We start from the raw sequence: 24,035 nt of genomic DNA, 5'->3' as shown, positions 1-24,035 counted from the left end.
GGAGCGCCCAATGACCTTAAGAAAAGCTTGTATCACGCCCACAGGTGAAAGAGTCTGAGGGGCTAAAGGACTAAACTACAATAGAGTGAGCATGGTGGGCCTACCCACCTTACGACTATTTCAAATCTACAAGGAGCAAACTTCAGTGGCATCTCTCTTGGAAAAGCTACTCCGCAGCGGAGACAAGAAAGTCCTCAAACAGCTGCGTGCTTACACCGATGCAGTGAACACACTCGAAGACAGCTTTGTCTCTATGACCGATGCTGAACTTCGCGCTGAGACCGACTCCTTCCGCAAACGTGTTGAAGACGGCGAATCCCTGGATCTCTTGCTGCCCGAGGCCTTCGCAGTAGTCCGTGAAGCCTCAAAGCGCACGCTGGGCAAGCGGCACTACGACGTTCAGCTCATGGGCGGCGCCGCCCTGCACCTGGGCAATATCGCCGAAATGAAGACCGGTGAAGGTAAGACCCTGGTCGCTACTGCACCGGCCTACCTGAACGCCCTCTCTGGCAAGGGTGTGCACATTGTTACGGTGAATGACTATCTGGCGGAGTACCAGGCTAACCTCATGGGCCGTGTTTTCCGTTTCTTGGGCATGGAATGCGGCGTCATTTTGGCTAACCAGACCCCCGAGGTCCGCCGTAAGCAATACGAAGCTGACATCACCTACGGCACAAACAATGAGTTCGGCTTTGACTACCTGCGCGATAATATGGCCTGGACCAAGGACGAGCAGGTACAGCGTGGACATAACTTTGCCATTGTCGATGAGGTTGACTCCATCCTGATTGACGAGGCCCGTACCCCGTTGATTATCTCCGGCCCCGCAATGGGGGAGGCCAACCGCTGGTACGGCGAGTTCGCCCGGATTGCCCGCACCCTGGTACCCGGCAAGGACTATGAGGTTGACGAGAAGAAGCGCACTGTGGGCGTCCTGGAAAGCGGTATCGACAAGGTGGAAGATCACCTGGGTATCGATAACCTCTACGAACCCGAGAACACCCCGCTCATCGGCTTCCTCAACAATGCTATTAAGGCCAAAGAACTCTTTAAGGGCAACAAAGACTACGTTGTGATGAACGGTGAGGTGCTGATTGTTGATGAGCACACCGGCCGTATCCTTGCTGGCCGCCGCTACAATGACGGTATTCACCAGGCAATCGAAGCCAAGGAAGAGGTTGAGGTTAAGCCTGAGAACCAGACCATGGCAACCGTGACCTTGCAGAACTACTTCCGCATGTACGATAAGCTCTCGGGCATGACCGGTACCGCCGAAACCGAGGCCGCTGAGTTCATGAACACCTACGAGCTGGGTGTTGTGCCGATTCCCACCAACAAGGATGTTCAGCGTATCGACCAGCCCGATAAGGTCTACAAGAACGAAATCGCTAAGTTCAACGCCGTTGTTAAGGACATTGAGGCCCGCCACGAGTCCGGCCAGCCCGTTCTGGTCGGTACAACCAGCGTTGAGAAGTCTGAGTACCTTTCCAAGCTCCTGTCCAAGGCTGGTATCCGTCATGAGGTTCTGAACGCTAAGAACAATGCCCGTGAAGCGGTAATTGTGGCTCAGGCTGGTCGTAAGGGCGCCGTGACCGTGGCAACCAACATGGCAGGCCGTGGTACTGACATCATGCTCGGTGGTAACCCTGAGTTCGAGGCCGTAGAAACCATGAAGCGTCTGGGCCTGGATCCCAACGATAACCCCGAAGACTACGAGGCCAAGTGGCCCGAGGTCCTCAAGGCCGCTGAGGAAGCGTCAGCCGCTGAACACGATGAGGTCACCGAGCTGGGCGGCCTGTACGTCCTGGGCACCGAGCGCCACGAGTCCCGCCGTATCGATAACCAGCTCCGAGGCCGTTCTGGCCGTCAGGGTGATCCCGGTGAGTCACGCTTCTACCTGTCACTTTCCGATGACCTGATGCGCCTGTTCAACGGTCAGGCTGCCGCCCGCCTGATGGCCGGTGCCCCCGATGACACCGCGCTAGAAGCCAAAATTGTTTCCCGTGTCATTGCCAACGCTCAGGGCCAGGTCGAGGCCCGTAACGCTGAGCAGCGCAAGAACGTGCTCAAGTACGACGATGTTCTCAACCGCCAGCGTGAGGCCATGTACACCGACCGCGCCCAAATTCTTGATGGCGATGATCTGCAAGAGCAGATGAGCAAGTTCCGTACTGAGGTTATTACCTCAACCATTGACGCTCAGGTAGCTGAGGGCCACCCCGAAGACTGGGACTTTGATAAGCTCTGGGAGGCCCTGCGCTCTATCTTCCCCGTGACCATTACACCCGAGGACCTAGACGAAGAAGCGGGGGACCGCACCAAGGTCACCCGTAATCAGATCGTCAAGGAAATCTTGGCTGATGCTGAGCTCCAGTACAAGGAACGCGAAGAGTCAGTGGGGCAAGATGCCATGCGCGAAATTGAACGCCGTGTTGTGCTCTCTGTTATCGGTAAGCGCTGGCCTGAGCACCTCTACGAGATGGACTATCTCAAGGAGGGCATCGGCCTGCGAGCTATGGCTCAGCGGGACCCCCTGGTGGAGTACCAGCGTGAAGGCTACGCCCTGTACCAGGGCATGATGGACGCTATCCGCGAGGAAACCGTTACCATGCTCTATCAGATTGATCTTTCCAAGCAACGTACTCAGCAGACTAACATTCAGCTGAAGATTCCTGCTCAGCCTAAGTTCTTGCAGTACTCGGCACCGTCCGAGAGCGGCCAGACCGAGGTTCATACCGAGGCTGTCAAGGACAGGACCAACGAGCAGATTTCTCTTCTCAAGAAAAAGAAGTAGAAACCCTGCCCCCTAGAAGAAGCCGGCTCCCCGAATATTCGGGGAGCCAGCTTTTTAAGTAGGGAATGCATAAGATTCAGTTAAGGCGCATGCATGCCCACAGCAAGCGTGAGCCCCTAGGCCTTGTCTATAAATATCGCAGACAGGCAGCACCTAGAGCGTCTTGTCTGTGCCCAGGTACTCCAGCGCGGATCGATGCAGATGCCCGTTGGTTGCCAGGGCGTTGCCGCCGTGGGGGCCGTCCTCACCGGCCAGGGAGGTAAACTTACCGCCAGCTTCGGTGACGATTGGGACCAGGGCCGCCATGTCGTAGAGGCCAAGCTCCGGTTCGGCGGCTACATCGACAGCACCCTCTGCCACCATCATGTAGGACCAGAAGTCGCCGTAGGCACGGGTTCGCCAGACCCTATCGGTCATATCAATGAACTGATCTCGGATGCCCAGTTCCTTCCAGCCACTAAGAGATGAGTAGGAAAGTGAAGCATCGTTCAGAGACCTCACCGATGAAACCGATATGCGGGTGGCCTTAGCCAAGGAACGTCCGGTATAGGCACCGGTGCCTAGAGCTGCCCACCAGCGCCTTTGTAGGGCGGGGGCAGAAACCACGCCAACAACGGGCTGACCGTGATCGAGCAGGGCAATGAGGGTGGCCCATACCGGTACACCACGCACATAGTTTTTGGTGCCGTCGATGGGGTCAATCACCCACTGGCGTGGGGAAGAACCTGTCTCCCCGAATTCCTCGCCCAGAACGGAGTCGCGGGTGCGGACGCGGGAGAGCTGGGAGCGGATATGCTGTTCAGCTTCGCGGTCTACCTCGGTGACAGGGGTGAGATCGGGTTTGGTCTCTACGGTGAAATCCTGCGCGTTGAAACGAGCCAGCGTGAGCCGGTCAACGGAGTCAGCCATGATGTGAGCTAGACGGAGGTCATCGTTGTAGTTGGTCATGTGTCTTTACCCTTGAGTGTGTGGTCGCTAGGAGGCTACGACGCCAAGTTCTTTTTCGGAGTCACCGGTTTCTTCATCGACGCGAAGAAGTTTGCGGAGGGATTCTAAACGCTCTGCACCTGCGGCACCTGCTAGGCCTGCTTCAACGTAGGCCTGGATTCCACAGTTGGGGCTTGCAGAAGCGTGGGTGCACCCTTTGGGGCAGTTGGCTGAGCCGGGGGCTAGGTCGCTAAAAGAAGCAACCAGGGTTTCTGGCTCAACATGGGCTAGGCCAAAGGAACGGATGCCGGGGGTGTCAATAATCCAGGTTCCGGCCTGCTTGTCTTTGGGTTGCAGTGCCAGGGCGGACGATGAGGTGTGCCTGCCACGCCCGGTGACAGAGTTGACGTGGCCGGTGGCTCTCTCGGCGCCGGTGAGCGCATTGACCAAAGTGGACTTGCCGACACCGGAATGGCCAAGGAGGACCGAGACTGACCCGGTGAGAAGGTCACTGAGCTGGTCGATCAGGGACAGATCAAGGCCCTCGGAGCCCTCTTCGCTGGGAGCTCGACCGTCCCGGGCCTTAGAAAGCACAAGGGTGAGCTCAACGTCTTTATAGTAGTCCAGCAGACGTTGGGGGTATTTCAGGTCGGTCTTGGTAATACAGAGAACCGGGTCAAGGCCGGCATCAAAGGCAGCGGCCAAGGAACGGTCAATGAAGCCGGTGCGGGGCTCGGGGTTTTCTGCGGCCACCACAATAACCAGCTTGTCGGCGTTGGCAACAACGGCCCGCTCGATGGGGTCGGTGTCATCGGCGCTACGGCGCAACAGGTTCGTGCGCTCTTCAATACGGACCAGGCGGGCTAGCGTATCAGGCTTACCGCTGGTGTCACCCACCAGCGCAACCCGATCGCCCACCACAATGGGGCAGCGGCGCAGTTCCCGGGCACGGACGGCTGTTACCCGGCGCTCTGTTGAGAGACCCTCATCGAGTACCGCTGTGTAGCGGCCACGGTCAACAGTAACGATACGACCGATGTGAGCATCAGCATAGGAGGGGCGGTCCTTGGTGCGTGGGCGGGAACCCTTCTTATTGGGGCGAACCCGCACGTCGCTTTCATCCCAGGTGCGGCGCATTAGCGGTCACCAGCCTTGAACTGATCCAGCATGTTCATCCACAGACCGGTGAAACCGGGCAGGGTTTTAGCAGTGGTTTCAACCTCCTGCACGATGACCTGGGGAAGGTGCAGGCCGATAATGGCGGCGGCTGTTGCCATGCGGTGGTCGGCGTAGGTCAGGAAGAACCCGCCGTGCTGAACCGGAGCTGTAACTTTGATGCCGTCCTCTGTTTCTTCCGCTTGGCCTCCCAAACGGTTGATTTCAGCGGTAAGGGCCGCCAGCCGGTCAGTTTCGTGCCCCCGCAGGTGAGCAATACCTCTGAGAACGCTGGTGGCCGGTGAGAGCGCGATCAGCGCGGCAACTGTAGGTGCCAGCTCGCCGGCTTCTGACAGGTCAAGGTCAAGACCGGGTAGGCCCGCTACGGCACCGCCAGCTGGGCCGGTGACAGTCAGGTTCCCGTCATGTAGCTCAACCTGAGCACCGAGCTGGGGCAGAATAGTGAGCCAGTGATTACCGCCCTGGGTAGTGTGTTCGGGCCAGCCTGCAATAGTGACCTGCGCGCCGGTGACCACTGCTGCGGCCAAAAAGGGCCCAGCGTTAGAGAGGTCGGGTTCTACTGTGACTTCGAAACCGGGGAAGCCGCCGGGTGCTACCGTCCAGGTGTTGGCTCCATCGAACTCGACTGCGATACCGAGCCCCCGCATAGTCTCAACAGTCATCTCAATATGAGGCATGGAGGGCAGCGCCCCGCCCTCATGGTGCAGAATCAGCCCCTGAGGGAGCCGACAGGCGGCTAGAAGCAGGGCAGAAACAAACTGCGAAGACTCAGAAGCGTCAATGGTAAGCTCAGCAACCTGGTGCCTGCCGTCTGAAATCAGGGTAAAAGGCAGAGCCCTATCTCCGCCCTCCTCAAGGGTGGCACCTAGACTGCGCAGGGCATCGATGACCGGGCCCATAGGTCGAATTCGAGCGTGGGGGTCACCGTCAAAAGAAAACCTACCGGGGAGCAGAGCTGCCACCGGGGGAACAAAACGCATGACCGTACCCGCTAGGCCCACATCGATGGAGACTTTCTTAGGCTGTGGGTGAGAAAAATTCAGGGGAGTAACTCGCAGATCCGGCCCAAAGGGACTGCCTGTTGGAATCTCATGGAACCGGGCACCCAGCTCACTGAGGGCGGCAATCATCAGAGCTGAATCGCGGGAATGCAGGGGTGCATGGATAATCGAGGGGCTATCGGCAAGGGCCGCTAGCACAAGGTAGCGGTTGGTGAGCGACTTGGAGCCCGGGATCTCAAGGCGGGCTCGAGCGCCTGGTTGCACCGATACGGTGGGGGCGTGCCAGTCACCATCTGCTACTGACACTGTGCTGGGCACATCAACCACGAAAAACCTACCTACCTTTTCTTATAAGGGCATACTGCTACCTATTTTAGGTTGCTAGAAGGGGTAGAAGAAAACCCCGCACCGTTTGGTGCAGGGTTTTCTAGTTTTTGGTCGCCCTTAAAGTCTTAGGCAGACAGCAAATCGCTGACCTTCTTTTGGGCATCGTGGGCTACATCCTGCACCTCAGAAGCAAGCCGTGAAGACTTGTGGGCCACCTTGTCGCTGAGCTTAGATGCACGCCAAACCAGTGAAGGGTTGCCATTGGTGTCGACCGCTGAAATTGCGATAGCACCCAGCAAGGAGCCGTTGGCAAGGGCAACATTGCGGCGGGCTGTTTTTTCGTTCTTAGTGTTGGCCTCAGCGGCGCGGTACTCAACGTAGGAGTTGATGGCCCCGGTGATGAAAAGCTGTGTGGCGGCCAAACGGGGGAACTTTCCCAGAGCAAAAAGCGTACCAGCGGCAACCTGAGAACCCGCCAGAACCTTACCGACCAGTTCTTCCTGCCCCTTGAGGGCCTTGAGCTGGGGGCTGGTGCTAGCTACCACATCGACTAGCTTGGTCAGGTGCTTGGATGAACCTGGGGTACGCAGGCGGTCAATACCCGAGACAATAAAGCTAGAAGCCAAGAGGGGGCGAGCAACTTTACGAACCAAAGACATGATTTTCTCCTTTGAGGGGGGGTCCCACCGCAGCGCGATAGATTCTTTCAGTTCCCAGCATACAGAGCCGAACAGGTTCAGGGGGCCGGTACACCCTGAGACAGGCGACAAGAATCAAAAAATTCACAGGAATAAAAGCGGCAGGAGATAGTGTTATACCCTGTGTCGCCCAGGGTACTGTTACCCGCTACTGGCAGGTAGAGTAGGACGATAAGAACCCAGATACGGGAGGGACATGACCACCACAGGCTCCATGGAAACCGCAGGAGACACCGGGCAAAGCCAGAAGGAAGGCCCCGAGCTGAATGCTGAGCAAAAAGCCAGGTTTGAAGGCGAAGCCCTCCAATACGTGGACCAGCTCTACGCGGCGGCTCTGCGCATGGCCCGCAACCCTCAGGACGCCGAGGACCTGGTGCAGGAAGCCTACATGAAAGCTTTTGCTGCATTCCACCAGTACAAGCCCGGCACCAACCTCAAAGCCTGGCTTTACCGGATTCTGACCAACACCTACATCAATGTCTACCGCAAGCGTCAGCGGGAACCCTACCAGGCCAACACCGATACGGTAGAGGACTGGCAACTGGCGCAGGCAGGTGCCCACGACTCACGTGGCCTGCCCTCCGCCGAATCAGAGGCCCTGGCCCGTCTTCCCGACAGCGACGTCAAAGAAGCCCTCCAAGCAATCCCGGAGGACTTCCGCATGGCGGTCTACTACTCAGATGTTGAGGGTTTTTCCTACAAAGAAATCTCCGAGATTATGGATACCCCTATCGGCACCGTCATGTCCCGCCTGCACCGTGGGCGCAAACTTTTACGTGACAAACTTACAGACTATGCAGCTGAACGCGGCATCAAGACCTCGGTTTAAGAAAGGAGCCATCATGCCCACGGCACACGGCGCAGACGGCGCCCCCAACCCCTGCCAGGAACGACTCACCAGAATTTACGACTACCTGGATGACCCACTGAGCTGCCAGGATCTCGAAGAGCTCCAAGCCCACCTGGCCGAGTGCAAATATTGTGCTCAGGAATACGACCTCGAATGTATTATCCGGCAGGCGGTGCGAAGAACCTGCTCCGAAAGGGCGCCCCAGGATCTCAAGAGCCGTATCCGGGACTGCATCGACACCCTGCACAGCCAGGCCCATACCGAGGCCTAGGTGCGTCAGACATACGAAAGGGCCCTCACTCTGTGAAGAGTGAGGGCCCTTGGTGATTGCCTTATGAATTGGGGCGCTTACCGTGGTTAGCGCCACCCTTACGGCGATCCTTACGCTTGCGACCGCGCTTGCTCATATGAGCCTCCTTGATCAAGGTGGAGTGCCCGCCAGGATAACGGAGCACAAAATGGTCGATAGCACCCGTTAACAGGCACTTCTCACCATTTTGGCATACCTTAGCCCTGATTGCACAATACTGCTTTGAATATCACGCCAGTTTGTTGGCTTAGACCGGCTCAGAAATCTGGAGCCAGTTGTACCAGCCGCGGTGAAGAACCAGCCAGGCAATCAAGCCGTATCCGGACTGGCCCGGGCGGCCGTCGTTAGCGGCAAGGTCGTTGCGCCACTGCTCGTGGTGAAGGAGCGGGTTGAAGGTATCAACGTAGACGTGGTTACGGCGGGTAACCACATCGGCGTAAGCTGCGGAGAGGTCAGCAATCTTGCGGTTGCGCTCGGAGTCCAGGGTGGGGGGAGGGCCAACTACAAGAACCTTGACATTGTTCTGAGAAGCCATATCAACCATGTTCGCTAGGTTCAGGCGTGAACGTGCGCTGGTGATACCCAGGTCAATGTCAAAAGTGGAGGGTGCGATCACCAGGCGGTTATCGTGACCCTGGGCAAAACGGCGGCTGGCTTCTTCAAACCAGCGTGAGTTGAGCTGTTCACTGCCTTCACCGGGGGCGGCCAAGTTATAGGCCGAGATGGAGGCTGAGTTCTGGGGGGTGCGTGCCATAACGCGACCAAACCACCCCAGGGTGCGGGGGTCCCCAACGCCTGCGAGCAGTTCATCGCCAACGGCTACAAGCCGAATTTTTCGCTGATCCACGTGCTTCTTTCTCTAGGCCGTGGGGGAAGTGCCCCACAGCAACGGTTGTCTTATTCTTTCTTAGTCTAAACCCTGGGAGCCAGCCAACGCACGCTCGCAAGGCCGGTAGCTCCTGTTTTTCAGTCAGCCGGGACTAAAAACAGGTGCTCCACTGTCAAAAACGGTGGAGCACCTGCTTGGTGAGCCAGGGGCTAAGAGAGTTAGCGGTCAAACACCTCGGAAATGAGGTTATCGAGCTCACGCTGGTGGCGCTTGCCGGTACCCGCAGCGGGCGAGGCAGCGGCTGGGCGGGAGACCAGAGCCATCTTGTAGCCAATCTGGGGGAGCAGGTTGACCGCCATGAAGGGCCACTGGCCCTGGTTGGCAGGTTCGTCCTGAGCCCAGATGACCTCGGCATTGGGGTAGGCCGCAATCTGTTCCTTGATCTCCTGGGCAGGGAGCGGGTAGAGCTGCTCTACGCGCACCAGCGCGGTGGTCCTGTCATTGCGCTTAGCTCGCTCAGCCTCGAGGTCGTAGTAGAGGCGGCCGGAGACAAAGACCAGGCGGGTGACCTCGGCCGGGCTCAGATTGGCCTGATCCTCAATCACGGGCTTGAAGCTACCGGTGGTGAAGTCCTCTACCGACGAAGCTGCAGCCTTCAGACGCAGGAGCTGCTTGGGAGTAATCACAATCATCGGCTTGTGGGGGCGTGAGTGCGCCTGGCGGCGTAGCAGGTGGAAGTAGGATGCCGGGGTAGAGGGAACCGCAACAGTCATATTGTTCTCAGCGCACAGCTGCAGGTAGCGCTCCATACGGGCTGATGAGTGGTCCGGGCCCTGGCCCTCAAAGCCGTGGGGCAGGAGCAGAACCAGCGAGGAACGCTGAGCCCACTTCTGCTCAGCGGAAGAGATGAACTCGTCCACAATGGTCTGGGCGCCGTTGGCGAAGTCACCGAACTGGGCCTCCCAGAGCACCAGGGAATCGGGGCTTTCCACGGAGTAGCCGTATTCAAAGCCCATGACACCGTACTCAGAGAGCAGGGAGTTGTAGATAGCGTACTTGCCCTGGGTCTCGGAGAGGTGGGCCAGCGGGTTCCACTCTTGGTCGGTCCTTGAGTCGTGTAGAACCGAGTGACGCTGGACGAAGGTGCCACGCTGGACATCCTGGCCGGTGAGGCGGACATTGCGGCCTTCAAGGAGCAGGGAGGCAAAGGCAGCAAGTTCGCCAAAGCCCCAGTTAATCTCGCCCTCGGTGGACATTTTCACACGCTGATCCAGGAGCTTCTTGAGCTTCTTGTGAACGGTGAAGCCTTGGGGAACCTCTGCAAAGGCCTGGCCAATACGGGCCAGGGTCTCGGGCGAGATAGCGGTTTCACCGGCAACACGAACGGAGTCCTCATTCTGCTGGGCGGCAGGGCGCTCAATGTTCGAAACTGCTGCTGCATCGGCAGTGACCAGGGGAGCAGAGGATGACTGAGCCTCGTGAGTTTCGGTGAAGATCTGCTCCAGGCGGCTCTGATAGTCCTTGAGCGCGCGCTCGGCTTCATCCTGGGTGATGTCGCCACGACCTACCAGCGCCTCGGTGTAAATCTTGCGGGTTGAGGGGAGCTCCTCAATCTGCTGGTACATCTTGGGCTGAGTCATTGAGGGATCATCGGCCTCGTTGTGGCCGCGGCGGCGGTAGCAGACCAGGTCGATAACGACATCCTTGTTAAAGGCCTGGCGGTAGGCAAAAGCGATAGAGCCCGCGCGTACAACGGCCTCGGGGTCATCGGCGTTGACATGCAGGATAGGTGCCTGAATCATGCGGGCAACGTCGGTGGAGTAGGTAGCGGTACGACCATCGCGCGGAGTAGTGGTGAAGCCAACCTGATTATTGACCACAATGTGGACGGTACCGCCGGTGGTGTAACCCTCCAGCTTGGACATCTGCAGGGTTTCCATAACGATGCCCTGGCCAGCAAAGGCGGCATCGCCGTGAACCAGAATGGGCAGGACCGGGTAGTTGATGATGCCCTGGTCAGCGAGGGTATCCTGCTTAGCGCGAACGATTCCCTCAAGCACGGTGTTGACCGCTTCAAGGTGAGAGGGGTTAGCGGCCAGGTAGACCTGGGTCTGGTTGCCGTTGTGGGAAGTGAAGACACCCTCGGTACCCAGGTGGTATTTGACGTCACCAGAACCGCCGGTGAGGCGCGGGTCAAGCTGGCCCTCAAATTCACGGAAAATCTGTGCGTAGGACTTGCCGGCAATGTTGGTCAGTACGTTCAGGCGGCCACGGTGGGCCATGCCGATGCCAACGCCCGAAAGTCCGGCGTCGGCAGCTTCGGAAATGACCGAGTCCAGGAGCGGAATCAGCGACTCGCCGCCTTCTAGGGAGAAGCGCTTCTGGCCCAGGTACTTGGTCTGCAAGAAGGTTTCAAAAGCCTCAGCGGCGTTTAGAGTACCCAGGACGCGGAACTGTTCGTCACGGGAAGGCTTGGTGTAGCCGTGCTCGAGGCGGTCCTGGAACCACTGGCGCTCTTGGGGGTTCTCAATGTGCATGTATTCCACGCCCAGGGTACGGGTGTAGGCTTCGCGCAGGAGTTCCAGAATGGTGCGCAGGGGCAAGGATTCCTTATCGCCAAACCCGCCGGTGGGCCAGTGGCGGTCAAGATCCCAGAGGGTTAGCCCGTAGTTTTCCAGCTGCAGGTCCGGGTGGGAGAGCATCTGGTAGCCGATGGGGTTGGTCTGGGCAATCAGATGACCGCGTACACGGAAAGCGTGAATGAGCTGCTGAATGCGCGCGACCTTGGAGACCTCAGCCTCGGGGTTAACCTGGTTATCGCGGGCCCAGCGGACGGGCTCAAAGGGGATGCGCAGGTCCTCAAAAATCTGGTCGTAGAAGTTGTCGCCACCTAACAGGTAGTGCTCCACCAGCTTGAGGAACTCACCAGAACCGGCACCCTGGATAACGCGGTGGTCATAGGTGGAGGTCAGGGTCAGGATCTTGGAGACACCGTTGCGGGCGATGACCTTATCGGAGGTGCCACGGTACTCGGCCGGGTAGTCAAGGGCACCGGCACCGATAATAGCAGCCTGCCCCTTGGAGAGGCGCGGCACGGAGTGAACGGTCCCGATGCCGCCGGGGTTGGTCAGTGAGACGGTGGTTCCCTGGAAATCCTCTACACCGAGCTTGCCTTCGCGGCCGCGCTGAACGATGTCGTTGTAGGCATGCCAGAACTCGGAGAACGACAGCGACTCTGCACCCTTGATATTAGGCACTACCAGGTTGCGGGAGCCGTCAGGGCGAGGTAGATCGATAGCCAGACCAAAATTGACGTGGGCGTGCTGAATAGCGGCGGGCTTACCCTTGGCGTCCTCACCGTAGCTCACGTTCATGGAGGGGAAGTTTGCCAGTGCGCGAATGATGGCGTAGCCAATGATGTGAGTGAAGGAGACCTTACCGCCGCGAGTGCGAGCCAGGTAGCTGTTAATCTCTGTGCGGTTATCGATAAGCAGCTTAGCGGGTACCGCGCGCACGGTGGTGGCGGTGGGAACGCTCAGAGACTGATCCATGTTGGCGGCAACTGCTTTGGCAGGGCCACGGAGGGTGACAATCTGGTCTTCTTCGGGTGCAGTGCTCACAGGTTCTTCTTTCTGAGGAGCTGGGGTGGTTACCTGGGGTGATGAAAGGGCGGGCGCAGGACTAGTCGCGGCGGGCTGGGGAGCTGCAGGTTGTTGAGTAGAGCGCTGGGGCGAAGTTGCCTGCTGGGTGACCGGTGCCTTGGCGGGAGTTGCATTAGCTGTGGGGGCACCTTTGCCTACCCACTGTTCGAAGAGGGGCCACCACTTCTGATCGACCGCACTGCGGTCTGCCTCAAACTTCTCAAAGAGTTCTTCAACGAGCCACTCGTTGCCCGCAAATTCTTCAGGCACAGTATGTTCTGGCTGGTTTGGCACTGTCTAACGCCTCTTCCATCTCGTATGGTCATTGGGCACCGCAAGGTTCTTGGGCGCCGGGCTGAATGATTCATCGCGCACACCCTTGGGCGCGTGATGTATTGCATATCTTTGTCTAGTTTAGGAGTGTTCAGGGCATACGTCCAACACGCCCCACCGGGCAAAGAGCCAATAAAGGGTCAACCTCTGGTGGGGGTAAAGCTCATACCCCACTGGCTAGGGCTGTGTACTTAGCTGATAAAGCGACATTAAGCCACGGGGAACATGCGTCAATAGATGGTCTTGTGTGGGACTATGCTGGTTCATGTGATGGGCCAGTGCCCTATGCTTCTTTCTAAAGAATGAGACAGCTGCCCCTTACAATTTCGCACCCGGTGAAAGCAACCGCGCGCCTCTCTTGAGTTTTCGCTAGAATGGGCGACTATGGAAGACCCTTCTAGTTGTCGCTGCACTCAGCAGCTTTCTAACATACACCTGGGCAAGAGCCCCGTAACATATCGACATGACGCTCCCGTTCTTGCCCTAGTGCCAACCTTTGCTAACGGGGCGGTGAATAGCTAAATGGAATGGCTCCTGCTCATAGTTGGCTTCCTCCTTATTCTGGGGACCGGCTTCTTCGTGGCCGTGGAGTTCTCTCTGGTAGCTCTCGACCAGTCCAAGGTCCAGCAAGAGATTGACCGAGGGGACAAGCGGGGCAGGCAAGTCATGTCTTGTCTCAAATCCCTCTCCACCCAGCTCTCAAGCTGCCAGCTAGGTATCACTATCACCACCCTGCTTACCGGCTACACACTCGATAGCAGTATTAACGCTCTGGCTGGTGACACCATTGCCTCCTGGGGGCTGAGCACCGGCGTCGCTTCAGCCCTGACCCTCATTTTCTCTATGGGTATAGCCACCCTGCTCTCCATGATCATTGGTGAGCTGGTCCCTAAGAATCTGGCAATTGCTGAACCCTACCGGGTCGCCCGTTCCCTGGCACCGCTCCAGCTGCTGTTTACCAAGGTCATGGGCCCCATCGTCCGAACCGCCAACGGATCCGCCAACTGGATTCTGCACCGCTTCGGCATGGAAGCCAAGGAAGAACTGTCTGCCGCGCGCTCGCCCGAGGAGTTATCCTCTATGGTCCGCCGCTCCGCTGACCTGGGTACCCTGGACTCAGACACCGCGCGCTTCCTTGACCGCACTCTTTCCTTTGCGGAGCTGACCGCCGCCGACGTCATGACCCCTCGCCGCAAGGTCATCATGCTCGAAGACACCTCCCCGGTCAGCGACGTTATCGAGCTAGCTCGTACCACCGGGCACTCCCGTTTCCCCCTCTACCGTGAAGATCAGGACAACATCGTGGGTGTTGTCCACGTGAAGAAAGCCGTCGGCCTACCCCTAGATAAGCGAGAAACCCTTGAGGCCGGTATTCTCATGGAAGATGTGCTTCAGGTGCCCGAAACCGTCCACCTCGACTCCCTGCTGATTCAGCTTCGCGAAGGCGCTCTTCAACTGGCCGTGGTGCTCGATGAATACGGCGGAACCGCCGGTATCACCACCTTGGAAGACCTGGTCGAAGAAATTGTGGGCGAAGTCTCCGATGAGCATGACGTCCATTCCCCGGACGAACGCCCCCTGCGCGTAGGCAACGGCGATTACATCTTCCCCGGCCTTCTGCGCCCCGATGAGGTCAACGACTACATCCAGGTCCTTGAAATCGAGGACGACCCCGCCTACGAAACCATGGGTGGCTTTATGATGGACCGCCTGGGCAGGGTTCCTGAGACCGGGGACGTGGTGCCCCTTGAGGGCGGATACCTGCGGGTGGAGAAGATGGAACAGCGCCGCGTGGACCGAATCCGCTATGTGCACGATACCCCCGCCACCCCTGAGGTTCAGCCCGCTACCGCTAAGGAGGCCCGCCGATGAGTGACTGGGTCGCTATCTCGCTTCTGTTTGTTTTGCTGGCCGGTAATGCTTTCTTCGTGGCCGGTGAGTTTGCGGTTATGTCTACCCGCCGTTCGCAGGTGGAGCCTCTGGCCGAAACCGGTAACAAGCGAGCTATCACGGTCTTGTACGCCCTGGAGAACGTTTCGCTCATGCTGGCTACCTGCCAGCTGGGCATCACTATCTGCTCTCTGCTGATTCTGAACGTATCGGAACCTGCCCTGCACCACCTGGTATCGGCACCCCTGGAAAGCTGGGGCATTCCCTACTCCGTAGCCAGCGCCGTGGGCTTTGCCTTCGCCCTGATCCTGGTCACCTACCTACACGTTATTCTAGGTGAAATGGTGCCCAAGAATATGGCAGTCTCTCTGGCGGCTCGGGGCGTAGCCCTGTGGATCGCTCCGCCGCTGGTTACGATCTCCCGACTGCTCAAACCAATCGTCAGTCTGCTCAACTGGATTGCCGACCACACGCTGCGGCTGATGAAAGTGGAGCCTAAAGCCGAAGTCGCCTCCACCTTTACCCTGGATGAGCTACAGAACATCGTGGCCCAGTCCACGGCTGAAGGCACCGTCGATGACGGCTCAGGAGTACTCTCAGGGGCACTGGAATTCAGTACAAAAACGGTAGCTGACATTATGGTGCCCGGTGACAAGCTCATCACCATGGTCTTTCCCTGCACTCCGGCGGAATTAGAAAAGGCGGTGGCCCATACCGGCTACTCCCGCTTCGTCATGGAAGACCGTGAAGGCGGGACCTACATGGGCTACCTGCACATTAAAGACGCTCTGGTCTACGAGGCTGAGCGAATGGATCAGCCCATTGCCTGGGGCAAGCTCCGCCAGATGTCTGTTGTCAAACCCGAAACTGAGATTGATGACGCGCTCGCAGTCATGCAACGCAACCGCGCCCACGTTTCGCACGTGGTCGATGGTAAGGGTCAGAGCGTGGGCGTGCTCTTCCTGGAAGATATTTTGGAGGAGCTGGTGGGTGAAATTAAGGACACCACCCAGGAGCATGTGCGACGCCGCCAGGAGGCCGCAGCCCGCTTTACCTCTGAGCCCTAAGGCAAGCCCCGACATCCTACAGGGTTATTGAGTCAACCGCCGCCCCTCCCGTCTAGGGGAGGGGCGGCGGTTCTCTGTTTGGTCGGTGGGAGGAAGCACATTGATATTATTTGCGAACGGTTCGCAAAAGGGGGTAGGCTAATAAAACGAAAACCTGAACCTGGCTAGAAAGATATATCGTGAAAAAAATCCTCCCCGCTACCTCCCTGTTGATGCTCTCGGTGCTTGGCCTTTCGGCTTGCGGCCAGCAAAGCTCCAACAGTGCCGCACCTGATCAAGGCGCAATCAAAGTAGTGGCTACCACCGATGTTTATGCTGACCTGGTTAAAGAAATCGGTGGTGAACGAGTGGAAGCCACCCCGCTGATCGCCTCAACGGCTGTAGATCCCCACTCTTACGAGGCAACCAGCCAGGATCGTCTGGCTGTCAAGGACGCGGATATAGTAGTTGTTAACGGGGGAGGCTACGATGCCTTTCTAACCGATCTGGCTGGAAACGATAACCCCGGCCAGAAGATCGTCAATGCCGTTGAAGTTTCTGGGCTCTTTAGCGCAGATGACCTGGCTCATATGCAAGAAGAGCACCACGGGGAGGCAGATACGGATCATGACCATGAGGGGCACGATCATGAGGGGCACGATCATGAGGGCCACGACCACCACGCCTACAACGAGCATGTCTGGTATGACCTGGACACCATGAAAAAGGTTGCCGACCAGGTGGCAGCTGACCTGGCGGAACTCGATCCCGACCAGGCCGATACCTACCGCAGCGCCGCGCGTGACTTCTCGACCCGCCTGGATGAGCTCATCACCCGCCTCAAAGCCGTAGACAGCAAGAAACGCACCTATCTTGCCACTGAGCCCGTCTCCGGCTACTTACTCCAAGACGCAGGTTTCACGGATGCCACCCCGGCAGACCTAACAGCGGCGGTAGACAGTGAAAGCGACATCGCCCCGCTGACCCTGCAGGAAGCCAAAGATCTTCTCGGCGCCGGGAAGATTGACCTGCTGGCCTTCAACGAACAAACCCAGACCGCACAAACTGCTGAAATCTCTAGTTACGCCCAAAACAAAGATGTACCCAGCGTCTCGTTCACCGAGACCCTTCCCGAAAACACCGGCTACATTGAGTGGATGAACCAGAATATCGACAACCTCGAAAAGGCAGTTGCATAGGAGCTATGTCAGATTCTTCCCCCCAGCTCGCCCCCGCTATAGAGATCACCGGGGGTGGGCTGTCCTTTGGGCACCGCACCCTCTGGAAGGACCTTAGCCTCTCTGTAGAACGCGGCGAATACTTTGCGGTACTCGGCCCCAACGGCTCAGGTAAATCAACCTTTATCAAGGTTATTCTGGGCCTGACCCAGCTTAGCCAAGGTAAGATTGCCGTCTTGGGCGCTGCAGCGGGTCTGGGGAACCCGGCCCTAGGCTACATCCCCCAACAAAAAGCCTTGGGGACCGAATTGCCTCTGCGCGCTCGGGACTTTGTAGGTTTAGGGGTGGACGGACACCGCTGGGGCTTTCGCTTCAAAAACCGGGACTACCGGGCCAAGGTTGATAGTCTGCTAGAAGCCGTCGGCGCACAAGACTACGCCAATGTTCCGGTGGGTTTACTCTCCGGCGGGGAACAGCAGCGCCTACGCATCGCCCAGGCCCTAGCCAACGACCCAGCTATTATCCTGGCAGATGAGGCCCTGCTCTCTCTTGACCTTAACTACCAGTATGCGGTTTCGGATTTGATCCACCGTTACAACCGTGAAAATGGGGCTACCGTGGTCTTCGTAACCCACGAAATCAACCCCATCATCGATCATGTGGATCGGGTGCTCTACCTAGCCGGTGGACGCTTTACTGTCGGTACAGTACCCCAGGTCATGCGCTCAGAGGTGCTCACTGATCTCTACCAAACCCCCGTCTCCGTTATTCACACCAAGGGCCGCTATGTGGTGGTGGGCGGGGAGTACCGCGAGGACCACTGCGCCCTAGAAACAGATGATCCGCTTCTACACCTACCTGCCACCCGGGGAGAACAAGGATGAGCCTAGCTGACTTTTGGAGCAAAGTTTTTGTCTTTGACCGCTACGGTGAGCTCCTAGAGCTCCTGAGCCAGTCCATTATCGCCGGTGCAGTTTTGGGCCTTATTGGTGGGTTCGTTGGACTCTTCGTCATGCTCCGCCGCCATGCCTTTGCCGTTCACGCTATTGCTGAGATGTCTTTCGCTGGTGCGGCGCTCTTTTTGCTCCTGGGCTACAACGTGGTCACCGGCTCGCTGATAGGGTCGATTTTCTCGGCCCTCATAATTGCCCTGATGGGTGCCAAGGTGCATGAGAACGACTCCATCATTGGGGCGCTCATGCCCTTTGGGCTGGGTCTGGGTATTCTCTTCTTATCCCTCTACTCGGGACGCTCGGCCAACAAGTTCTCTCTGTTGACCGGTCAGATTGTGGCGGTTGATTCGGCCCAGCTTACCTCTATGGTAGTTGGTGGGGCAGTTATCATTACGGCTCTAGCGCTCATGTGGCGGCCTCTGATGTTTGCCTCATTGGACCCGGTGGTTGCGCAGGCTAAAGGCCTGCCGCTACGCTTGCTCTCTGTCGCTTTTATGGTGGTGCTCGGTATCGCCACTGCGCTATCGGTTCAAGTGGTGGGGTCGCTCCTGGTGCTAGCCCTGCTTATCACCCCGGCTGCCTCAGCCCTTCAGGTTACAGCTTCACCCCTGCGGGCGCTCATCCTATCGGTACTCTTTGCTGAGGTCGCCATGGTAGGCGGAATCCTGCTGGCACTAGCCGGCTCACTCCCTATCAGCCCCTACGTCACCACGCTGTCTTTTCTTATCTTTGTCATGTGCCGCGGTATTCGGGCAGTACGCCAGCGCTACTCAGCATCGGGCCGCAAGCGCAGTGAGCCTGGGCTGGAGAAATAGCTGTATAAGCCATTACGTTCGCTTAGCACCCGGTGTGCCAACATCCCCGAACGCCAGACCCGAGCCAGTTGGCACACCGGGTGCTAAGCCGGGCTGTGGATACGCTTGCCAATCTCCCTGAACGCCAGACCCGAGCCAGTTGGCACACCGGGTGCTAAGCCGGGCTGTGGATGCGCTTGCCAATCTCCCTGAACGCCAGACCCGAGCCAGTTGGTAGCCTGGCCGCTGGGTCGCTTACCGGCCCTCAGCTGCGCAGGTAGCGCAGAGGCCCGTAATCTCAATGACGTGGCTGACCTGGGTGTAGCCGTGCTGACCGGCAATAGCGTGAACGAGCTCTTCAAGCTCAGGAATCTCAAACTCCTGGGCCGCCCCGCAGGACCGGCAGAGAATATGGTGATGGTGGTGCTCAAGGCCGCACTGGCGGTAAATGGCTTCGCCCTCTTCGGTTTTGAGGGTTTCGACCTCACCGGCGTTCACCATGGACTGCAAGAGACGGTAAATCGTCGCCAGGGAAACCTTCTCGCCGCGTGAGAGCATGAGCTGGTGCAGATCCTGCGCCGAGATGAAATCCTCAAGCGTTTCAAGGGTTGCGGTTACAGCGCGACGCTGTTTGGTGTTTCTAATTTCTACAGGTTTGGTAGTAGCCGATGCCGGTTGGGTCGCCATGAAAGCATCCTCGTGGGGTCCAGGTCTGTTTTTCTTTGCCTTACTGTACACGATAGAGCGAACCGGCAGGGCTTAGGTCGCCGCTTGCTCGGTGTGCTCCCTGGTACTGGTATCGGCTAGACCGAGATACTAGGGTTGGAGGTATGAAACTTACTAAATACACCCACTCCTGCCTTCGTTTAGAAAAAGACGGCGCCGTGCTGGTGCTGGATCCCGGCAACTTCTCGGAAGTTGAGCAGGCCCTAGATGGCGCTGACCATGTTCTGATCACCCATATACACCCCGACCACTTCGATGAGGGTAGGGTACTGGCTTTCTTAAAAGAGAACCCGCAGACTACCCTGCACGCCCCTGCCGCTGTGGTTCAGGCGGTCCTCAAAGAGCTACCCCAGGCTCAGGCTCTGGCCGTAGAAGCAGATGGACAGCTGACCCTCTCCGGTTTTAACATCAAAACCTTTGGCGGTAATCACGCGGTTATTCACCCGCTCCTGCCGACTATCGACAACGTGGGCTACCTGATTGATGATAATCTCTTCCACCCTGGCGATTCCTTTGTGGTCCCTCACGGTATCGAGGTCAAAACCCTGCTGGTACCCATTCACGCCCCTTGGAACAAAATCCAGGAAGTCATCGACTTTATTATTGCGGTGCGGGCGCAGAAGGCTTATCAGATTCATGACTCCCTGCTGGCAGAGACGGGAAGGAACATGATTGTGGGGCACGCAACCAACTTTGGTAAGAAGTACGGTACAGAGTTTGAGTACCTGGCACCGGGTACCACCGTTGATCTAGAGAACAACTAGGGGAGTGGCTATGAGCACCATTTTTACTAAGATTATTAACCGCGAGATTCCCGGCCGTCTCATCTGGGAGGACGAGCACTGCCTTGCTTTCTTTACCATTGAGCCTTTCCAGTACGGGCATACCCTGGTGGTTCCCCGCCTGGAGATTGACCATTGGGTTGACTTACCCGAGCAACTGAGCGCCCACCTCTTCGCTGTGGCTCACAAGGTTTCTCGCGGCTTGGTAAAGGCCTTTGACCCGACTAGGGTCGGCATGATGATTGCCGGTTTCGACGTACCTCATACCCACCTGCACGTGTGGCCAGCTCTTGATCAGAGTGAGTTTACCTTTGAACAGGCCAACCGTAACCCTGACCCCGCACTTATGGACGAGGCGGCTGAGAAACTGCGCGCGGCCCTGACCGACCTGGGCTACGGGGAGTTTGTCGCCAGCTAAGGGTACAAGGTAATTGTGGCTGTGAGGGTTGCAGTAAGGCCTTAGCAAGGTACTACCTAGATTGCTCTAGCTCTACGACTTTCGGGTCAACTGGCTCGGGGCTGGCGTTTAAGGGTGTTGACCCGAAAGCCGTAGAGCTAGTGAGCTAGCGTGTGGATAAGCCCCTCCCGATACCTAGCCTTGTAGAGCTGGGTACTGGGAGGGGCTTTTCTATTCCCTGTGTGTAAAGTGTGCTTGACTTAAAAATGCTGAGATGTGTAAAGTCTGTTTTACAGAGAAATGTAAAGCACCTTTGACATAAGGAGTCTGAAATGGAAACCAAAAAGAAAGTAAGCACCTGGGGTAGCTCCCGCTATGGTGGCGGGCAAGCAACCCTGCTGACCATCAGTATTGTTGGCGGTGCGGCTCTTTCCTTGCTAGTGGGCTGGGGCATTGTGAGCTTCCGGCAGGAGGACTTGCCGGGCTGGGCTCTTCCTGTGGTTTCCTTACCTGTATGGCCTGTAGTAGCGGCAATCATTTGGGCCCTTTTGGTGGACCGTTCCACCTTAAAAGGGGGGAACCCTAAGTCTGAACATAGCGTTGAAAACCACTGGTTTGCCCAGGCAGCAGAAAATACTTTTTATATAATGATTGCGGGAATGGGACTATCCAGTGGGCTAATGGCTACTCTAGGTTGGGAGGTTCCAGGAGACCTGGCATTGACGGTAGCTACTGAGTCTGCCTGTATCATTTTCATCCTCTATTATCTCTTCTACCGGCGCAGGGGTGTCTAGCCCGTGCAGAATCGTCTCAAAGAACTGCGGGCAGAGCGCGGCTACTCCCAGCAGGAGCTGGCGGACCGGCTGGGAGTTTCCCGGCAGACCATTATCAGCATCGAAAAGGGCCGTTTTGACCCTTCCCTGCCCCTAGCCTTCCAGCTAGCCGCCGCCTTTAGCTGTAGAATCGAGGACATTTTTACTCCACATCATTCAGGGTAATGAGCCTTGCCGGAACCCAATGTTGTCATAGTTGTTACCTTGCGCGTTGTTAACCTAAGGTAAATTATGAGTTGCGGTGGAGCAGCGGCGGCAGCGATAGCAAGTTATCAAGAAAGAGTTTAAAGAGGCATGGGATCAACACTCAGTAGTTTTGCTCAATCACAAGCTGCTCCGTCTGCTCTATCCATTGGTAGCTACCCTCAGGACTGGTCACTTTTTGACACTGGGGACCCTGCCCCAGGAAGTCCTTTTGACTGGGTCGCGATTCGCTCGATGTGGGATAACAAAGCAGAGGCACTTAATGTTGCGCTTTCTTCTTTTAGGGCCACTGGGGAGCTTGCCGGGCAAGGCTATAAAGTTCGCTATCTCAACGAGTCCCTGTCTCTTGGAGAATACTTTATTTGGCAGGTTCACAAAGAATTTGATCGCATGGCGCAGTTAGCTCAGCGTTGGGAGCAAACTCTGATTGATATTAAAGGGCGTGCTCAGGAAGCGCATCGTCTAGCGACTGCGGCGCAAGACAGCGTTAGGGAATGTTCCATAAAATTGGCGGCATTGACTGTAAGCCTGAATCACATAGACGATAAGTCAGAGAGGGAAGATACCCAAAAAAGTATTGCAGGGTTCGCCACTGAACTATCGGATGCGCAGCAGGTTTTGGAGGCGCAACGTGAGATTGTTCGTGGTCTTGCACGTGAATATCAGACTGCTGGGGAAGGCTTAGGTGCTGAGTATAAGCTGACTCCGGTGGGGGATATGTTCGCCCTGGCGCATACCAATCATGGGGTGCCTAATTTTGCTTTGGGAACTGCATCGGGAGGCTCATTGTTTGAGCTTTCGCCCGATGTGATTCGGGGTAACCCGCCGGTTTCTGCTCGTGATTTGAAGCTCCTGTCGGAGAAAACTGCTGAAAGCCCTGAAGCTTTGCAGGAGTACCTATCTAGTATTGCTTTGCTATCGCCGGCTGAGATTGCTGATTTTGCCCGGCGGTACCCTGAATTAGCGGGCCTGCCTGTGCATGTGTCTAATGATGGTGTTGGTAATGCGCAGGCATCACGGGACTGGTGGAATCTTGACGGCTCTCATGTTTATGGCTTATCGGAGGAACAGCGTGCTGCTTTGATTGCACAGATGCCTGGTTTCGTGGGAAATCTTGAGGGCGTACGGTACTCTGACCGGCACCAGGCAAATATGACTTTACTGAACCTGAAACTAGAGCACCCAGAGCTCTTATCTGATTACGCCAAGGATACCTTGCTGCTCATTCAAAAAACTATAAACGACCAGCAGTATGGCGCTCCTCGAAGCCTCATTAATCTTGATTTGTCCAATATGGGTACGACGGTGCGCTACGACGGGTTCGGTCGAGAACATCGAAAGGACAAAGTCGAGACAGACGATGTACTCACTACAATTGCGTACGGTGTTTTGGATCGGGCTGATGTCGTGACTATTTTTAATCCTGGGATGCTTAACCACCCCAAGACCAGTCTTGATCCGAACGATGGAGATTTGGCGGGGATGGGCCAAAGAATCTACAACGACCAAAAAAATATCTACAGGGATAACAACAGCAAAACTGCCCACGCTGTGGTTATCAACCTGAACTATGTAACCCCCCCAAGGGCTGGATGTACTTTCAACTCACGATGCCGAGATTGCTTCCGAGCGCAATGCTAACGCGGTTGATGCCTTGAACGTGCTGGGCAATAATCTTTCGTTCGGGGATGATAACCGTAAAATCTATTTGTGGAACCATTCCTACGGCTCTACAACCGCTGGTTTTACGCTACAAAATGTAAATTCACCCATTGAGGCTTATTACAATATTGGAGCCGCTGGGTGGCCCAAATTCTATTTTGGTGACCCGAATGCCATGTCCTTTGAATACCTGGGGAAGGACGGTCAGGGGCATCCACAAATGTATAGCACACTAGCTGATGCTGATAACATTGCTCGCGCCGGTGAATACGCTAGCGGTAGGTTTGACCCGCGCGCTTTTAAAAATAGTTTTACCCTATCTTCGGAGGCCTCTGCTGACGGTCAATTTGGTGCTGTGCAGGGGCACCCGGTGAATCCGGCTGATGGGACGGGCTATAACTCCCCCGGAAGGACTTCCTATGCCAACGGAATTCTCATTACAACCGACAATGCTGGGATGATTAATTCTTCTGAGATTACCTTTAACGCTGATTACCCTGATTGGGTCTACAAACGGGGTAGTGCTACCCTAAGGGATGATCCGTCACACAAAGACTTCATTCTGGACCGCAGTAAATAGGGGGAACGGTGTTCTATAAAAAACTACTGGCAGTCCTACTGCCGCTCTGTCTTTTAGTTTCAGCATGTAGCGCGAAAGAAGAAAAAGTGGAAGATTCCAAATAC

The 24,035-nt window shown here is 56.8% G+C and carries 22 protein-coding genes; 14 read left to right on the top strand and 8 right to left on the bottom strand.

The annotated features are described in order from the left end of the window. Window positions 1-145: 145 nt before the first annotated feature. Entirely contained in the window at window positions 146-2,794 is a 2,649-nt protein-coding gene (secA, locus tag ACN082_RS09110; protein ID WP_419100544.1) for a preprotein translocase subunit SecA, read from the top strand. 153 nt (window positions 2,795-2,947) lie between these two features. Here secA and hisN read toward each other — a convergent pair whose 3' ends face one another. The 4 genes from hisN to ACN082_RS09090 all read right to left on the bottom strand — a co-directional run bounded on the left by hisN (window position 2,948) and on the right by ACN082_RS09090 (window position 6,884). Then, window positions 2,948-3,742, bottom strand: a complete 795-nt coding sequence (gene hisN, locus ACN082_RS09105) for a histidinol-phosphatase (protein ID WP_419100543.1) — start codon at window positions 3,740-3,742, stop codon at window positions 2,948-2,950. 27 nt (window positions 3,743-3,769) lie between these two features. Then, window positions 3,770-4,858 (bottom strand): ribosome small subunit-dependent GTPase A, encoded by a 1,089-nt coding sequence (rsgA, locus tag ACN082_RS09100; protein WP_419100542.1) that lies wholly within the window; start codon window positions 4,856-4,858, stop codon window positions 3,770-3,772. Next, window positions 4,858-6,225 (bottom strand): 3-phosphoshikimate 1-carboxyvinyltransferase, encoded by a 1,368-nt coding sequence (aroA, locus tag ACN082_RS09095; protein ID WP_419100541.1) that lies wholly within the window; start codon window positions 6,223-6,225, stop codon window positions 4,858-4,860. Before aroA ends, rsgA begins: the two co-directional genes overlap by 1 nt. A gap of 125 nt (window positions 6,226-6,350) precedes the next feature. Then, complete coding sequence (locus ACN082_RS09090; protein ID WP_419100540.1) at window positions 6,351-6,884, bottom strand: DoxX family protein; 534 nt, start codon at window positions 6,882-6,884, stop codon at window positions 6,351-6,353. 253 nt (window positions 6,885-7,137) lie between these two features. Between ACN082_RS09090 and ACN082_RS09085 the strand changes: the two genes are divergently transcribed. Together ACN082_RS09085 and rsrA are read left to right on the top strand one after the other, a co-directional pair. Further along, window positions 7,138-7,752 carry a sigma-70 family RNA polymerase sigma factor gene (locus tag ACN082_RS09085; RefSeq protein WP_419100591.1) on the top strand — a complete coding sequence of 205 codons (615 nt, stop codon included), beginning with the start codon at window positions 7,138-7,140 and terminating at the stop codon, window positions 7,750-7,752. A gap of 13 nt (window positions 7,753-7,765) precedes the next feature. Continuing rightward, complete coding sequence (gene rsrA, locus ACN082_RS09080; RefSeq protein ID WP_419100539.1) at window positions 7,766-8,044, top strand: mycothiol system anti-sigma-R factor; 279 nt, start codon at window positions 7,766-7,768, stop codon at window positions 8,042-8,044. A 61-nt stretch (window positions 8,045-8,105) separates the two neighbouring features. Here the strand turns inward: rsrA and ACN082_RS09075 are convergent, their stop codons facing one another. The 3 genes from ACN082_RS09075 to ACN082_RS09065 form a co-directional block, all read right to left on the bottom strand. Then, complete coding sequence (locus tag ACN082_RS09075; protein ID WP_377129465.1) at window positions 8,106-8,180, bottom strand: 50S ribosomal protein bL37; 75 nt, start codon at window positions 8,178-8,180, stop codon at window positions 8,106-8,108. Window positions 8,181-8,330: 150 nt separating this feature from the next. Beyond that, window positions 8,331-8,930 (bottom strand): GDSL-type esterase/lipase family protein, encoded by a 600-nt coding sequence (locus ACN082_RS09070; protein WP_419100538.1) that lies wholly within the window; start codon window positions 8,928-8,930, stop codon window positions 8,331-8,333. Window positions 8,931-9,130: 200 nt separating this feature from the next. Continuing rightward, window positions 9,131-12,847, bottom strand: coding sequence for a multifunctional oxoglutarate decarboxylase/oxoglutarate dehydrogenase thiamine pyrophosphate-binding subunit/dihydrolipoyllysine-residue succinyltransferase subunit (locus ACN082_RS09065; RefSeq protein ID WP_419100537.1), 3,717 nt, complete (start codon window positions 12,845-12,847; stop codon window positions 9,131-9,133). Between the two features lie 561 nt (window positions 12,848-13,408). On the opposite strand from ACN082_RS09065, the gene ACN082_RS09060 reads away from it, so the two are divergent. The 5 genes from ACN082_RS09060 (at window position 13,409) to ACN082_RS09040 (ending at window position 18,768) form a co-directional block, all read left to right on the top strand. Further along, window positions 13,409-14,758, top strand: coding sequence for a hemolysin family protein (locus tag ACN082_RS09060; protein WP_419100536.1), 1,350 nt, complete (start codon window positions 13,409-13,411; stop codon window positions 14,756-14,758). Then, entirely contained in the window at window positions 14,755-15,843 is a 1,089-nt protein-coding gene (locus ACN082_RS09055; RefSeq protein ID WP_419100535.1) for a hemolysin family protein, read from the top strand. The genes ACN082_RS09060 and ACN082_RS09055 overlap by 4 nt, the downstream gene beginning before the upstream one ends. Before the next feature lie 179 nt (window positions 15,844-16,022). Then, entirely contained in the window at window positions 16,023-17,021 is a 999-nt protein-coding gene (locus ACN082_RS09050) for a metal ABC transporter solute-binding protein, Zn/Mn family (protein ID WP_419100534.1), read from the top strand. A 5-nt stretch (window positions 17,022-17,026) separates the two neighbouring features. After that, window positions 17,027-17,884 carry a metal ABC transporter ATP-binding protein gene (locus ACN082_RS09045; protein ID WP_419100533.1) on the top strand — a complete coding sequence of 286 codons (858 nt, stop codon included), beginning with the start codon at window positions 17,027-17,029 and terminating at the stop codon, window positions 17,882-17,884. After that, complete coding sequence (locus ACN082_RS09040) at window positions 17,881-18,768, top strand: metal ABC transporter permease (protein ID WP_419100532.1); 888 nt, start codon at window positions 17,881-17,883, stop codon at window positions 18,766-18,768. Before ACN082_RS09045 ends, ACN082_RS09040 begins: the two co-directional genes overlap by 4 nt. A gap of 234 nt (window positions 18,769-19,002) precedes the next feature. Here the strand turns inward: ACN082_RS09040 and ACN082_RS09035 are convergent, their stop codons facing one another. Continuing rightward, on the bottom strand, window positions 19,003-19,434 hold the full coding sequence (locus tag ACN082_RS09035) for a Fur family transcriptional regulator (protein WP_419100531.1): 432 nt from the start codon (window positions 19,432-19,434) through the stop codon (window positions 19,003-19,005). A 143-nt stretch (window positions 19,435-19,577) separates the two neighbouring features. Here ACN082_RS09035 and ACN082_RS09030 point away from each other — a divergent pair, with 143 nt between their 5' ends. From ACN082_RS09030 to ACN082_RS09005, 6 genes are all read left to right on the top strand, one after another. Next, complete coding sequence (locus ACN082_RS09030; RefSeq protein ID WP_419100530.1) at window positions 19,578-20,237, top strand: MBL fold metallo-hydrolase; 660 nt, start codon at window positions 19,578-19,580, stop codon at window positions 20,235-20,237. 10 nt (window positions 20,238-20,247) lie between these two features. Continuing rightward, entirely contained in the window at window positions 20,248-20,673 is a 426-nt protein-coding gene (locus ACN082_RS09025; RefSeq protein ID WP_419100529.1) for an HIT family protein, read from the top strand. Window positions 20,674-20,984: 311 nt separating this feature from the next. Next, the gene (locus tag ACN082_RS09020; protein WP_419100528.1) at window positions 20,985-21,446 is read left to right on the top strand and encodes a hypothetical protein; all 462 of its coding nucleotides are present in this window, start codon (window positions 20,985-20,987) and stop codon (window positions 21,444-21,446) included. A gap of 3 nt (window positions 21,447-21,449) precedes the next feature. Next, window positions 21,450-21,650 (top strand): helix-turn-helix transcriptional regulator, encoded by a 201-nt coding sequence (locus ACN082_RS09015; protein WP_419100527.1) that lies wholly within the window; start codon window positions 21,450-21,452, stop codon window positions 21,648-21,650. Between the two features lie 129 nt (window positions 21,651-21,779). Beyond that, a complete protein-coding gene (locus tag ACN082_RS09010; protein WP_419100526.1) occupies window positions 21,780-23,330 on the top strand; it encodes a hypothetical protein in 1,551 nt (516 codons plus the stop codon). 241 nt (window positions 23,331-23,571) lie between these two features. After that, window positions 23,572-23,931, top strand: coding sequence for a hypothetical protein (locus ACN082_RS09005; protein ID WP_419100525.1), 360 nt, complete (start codon window positions 23,572-23,574; stop codon window positions 23,929-23,931). The last annotated feature ends 104 nt before the right edge of the window (window positions 23,932-24,035 follow it).

Origin of the sequence: Rothia sp. CCM 9417, from assembly GCF_048513575.1 — a bacterium.
GTDB lineage: Bacteria > Actinomycetota > Actinomycetes > Actinomycetales > Micrococcaceae > Rothia.
Note: the sequence above shows the minus strand (reverse complement) of the source record. Positions and strands in the feature narration are given on the sequence as shown.

Excerpts from the sequence above, each read along its gene's own strand:
- hisN (WP_419100543.1), bottom strand. The coding sequence starts at position 3,742 with ATGACCAACTACAACGATGACCTCCGTCTAGCTCACATCATGGCTGAC.
- ACN082_RS09025 (WP_419100529.1), top strand. The coding sequence starts at position 20,248 with ATGAGCACCATTTTTACTAAGATTATTAACCGCGAGATTCCCGGCCGT.
- ACN082_RS09055 (WP_419100535.1), top strand. The coding sequence starts at position 14,755 with ATGAGTGACTGGGTCGCTATCTCGCTTCTGTTTGTTTTGCTGGCCGGT.
- ACN082_RS09035 (WP_419100531.1), bottom strand. The coding sequence starts at position 19,434 with ATGGCGACCCAACCGGCATCGGCTACTACCAAACCTGTAGAAATTAGA.
- ACN082_RS09060 (WP_419100536.1), top strand. The coding sequence starts at position 13,409 with ATGGAATGGCTCCTGCTCATAGTTGGCTTCCTCCTTATTCTGGGGACC.
- ACN082_RS09085 (WP_419100591.1), top strand. The coding sequence starts at position 7,138 with ATGGAAACCGCAGGAGACACCGGGCAAAGCCAGAAGGAAGGCCCCGAG.
- ACN082_RS09005 (WP_419100525.1), top strand. The coding sequence starts at position 23,572 with ATGTATAGCACACTAGCTGATGCTGATAACATTGCTCGCGCCGGTGAA.
- ACN082_RS09090 (WP_419100540.1), bottom strand. The coding sequence starts at position 6,884 with ATGTCTTTGGTTCGTAAAGTTGCTCGCCCCCTCTTGGCTTCTAGCTTT.
- rsgA (WP_419100542.1), bottom strand. The coding sequence starts at position 4,858 with ATGCGCCGCACCTGGGATGAAAGCGACGTGCGGGTTCGCCCCAATAAG.
- ACN082_RS09045 (WP_419100533.1), top strand. The coding sequence starts at position 17,027 with ATGTCAGATTCTTCCCCCCAGCTCGCCCCCGCTATAGAGATCACCGGG.
- ACN082_RS09040 (WP_419100532.1), top strand. The coding sequence starts at position 17,881 with ATGAGCCTAGCTGACTTTTGGAGCAAAGTTTTTGTCTTTGACCGCTAC.
- rsrA (WP_419100539.1), top strand. The coding sequence starts at position 7,766 with ATGCCCACGGCACACGGCGCAGACGGCGCCCCCAACCCCTGCCAGGAA.
- ACN082_RS09010 (WP_419100526.1), top strand. The coding sequence starts at position 21,780 with ATGGGATCAACACTCAGTAGTTTTGCTCAATCACAAGCTGCTCCGTCT.
- ACN082_RS09030 (WP_419100530.1), top strand. The coding sequence starts at position 19,578 with ATGAAACTTACTAAATACACCCACTCCTGCCTTCGTTTAGAAAAAGAC.
- ACN082_RS09020 (WP_419100528.1), top strand. The coding sequence starts at position 20,985 with ATGGAAACCAAAAAGAAAGTAAGCACCTGGGGTAGCTCCCGCTATGGT.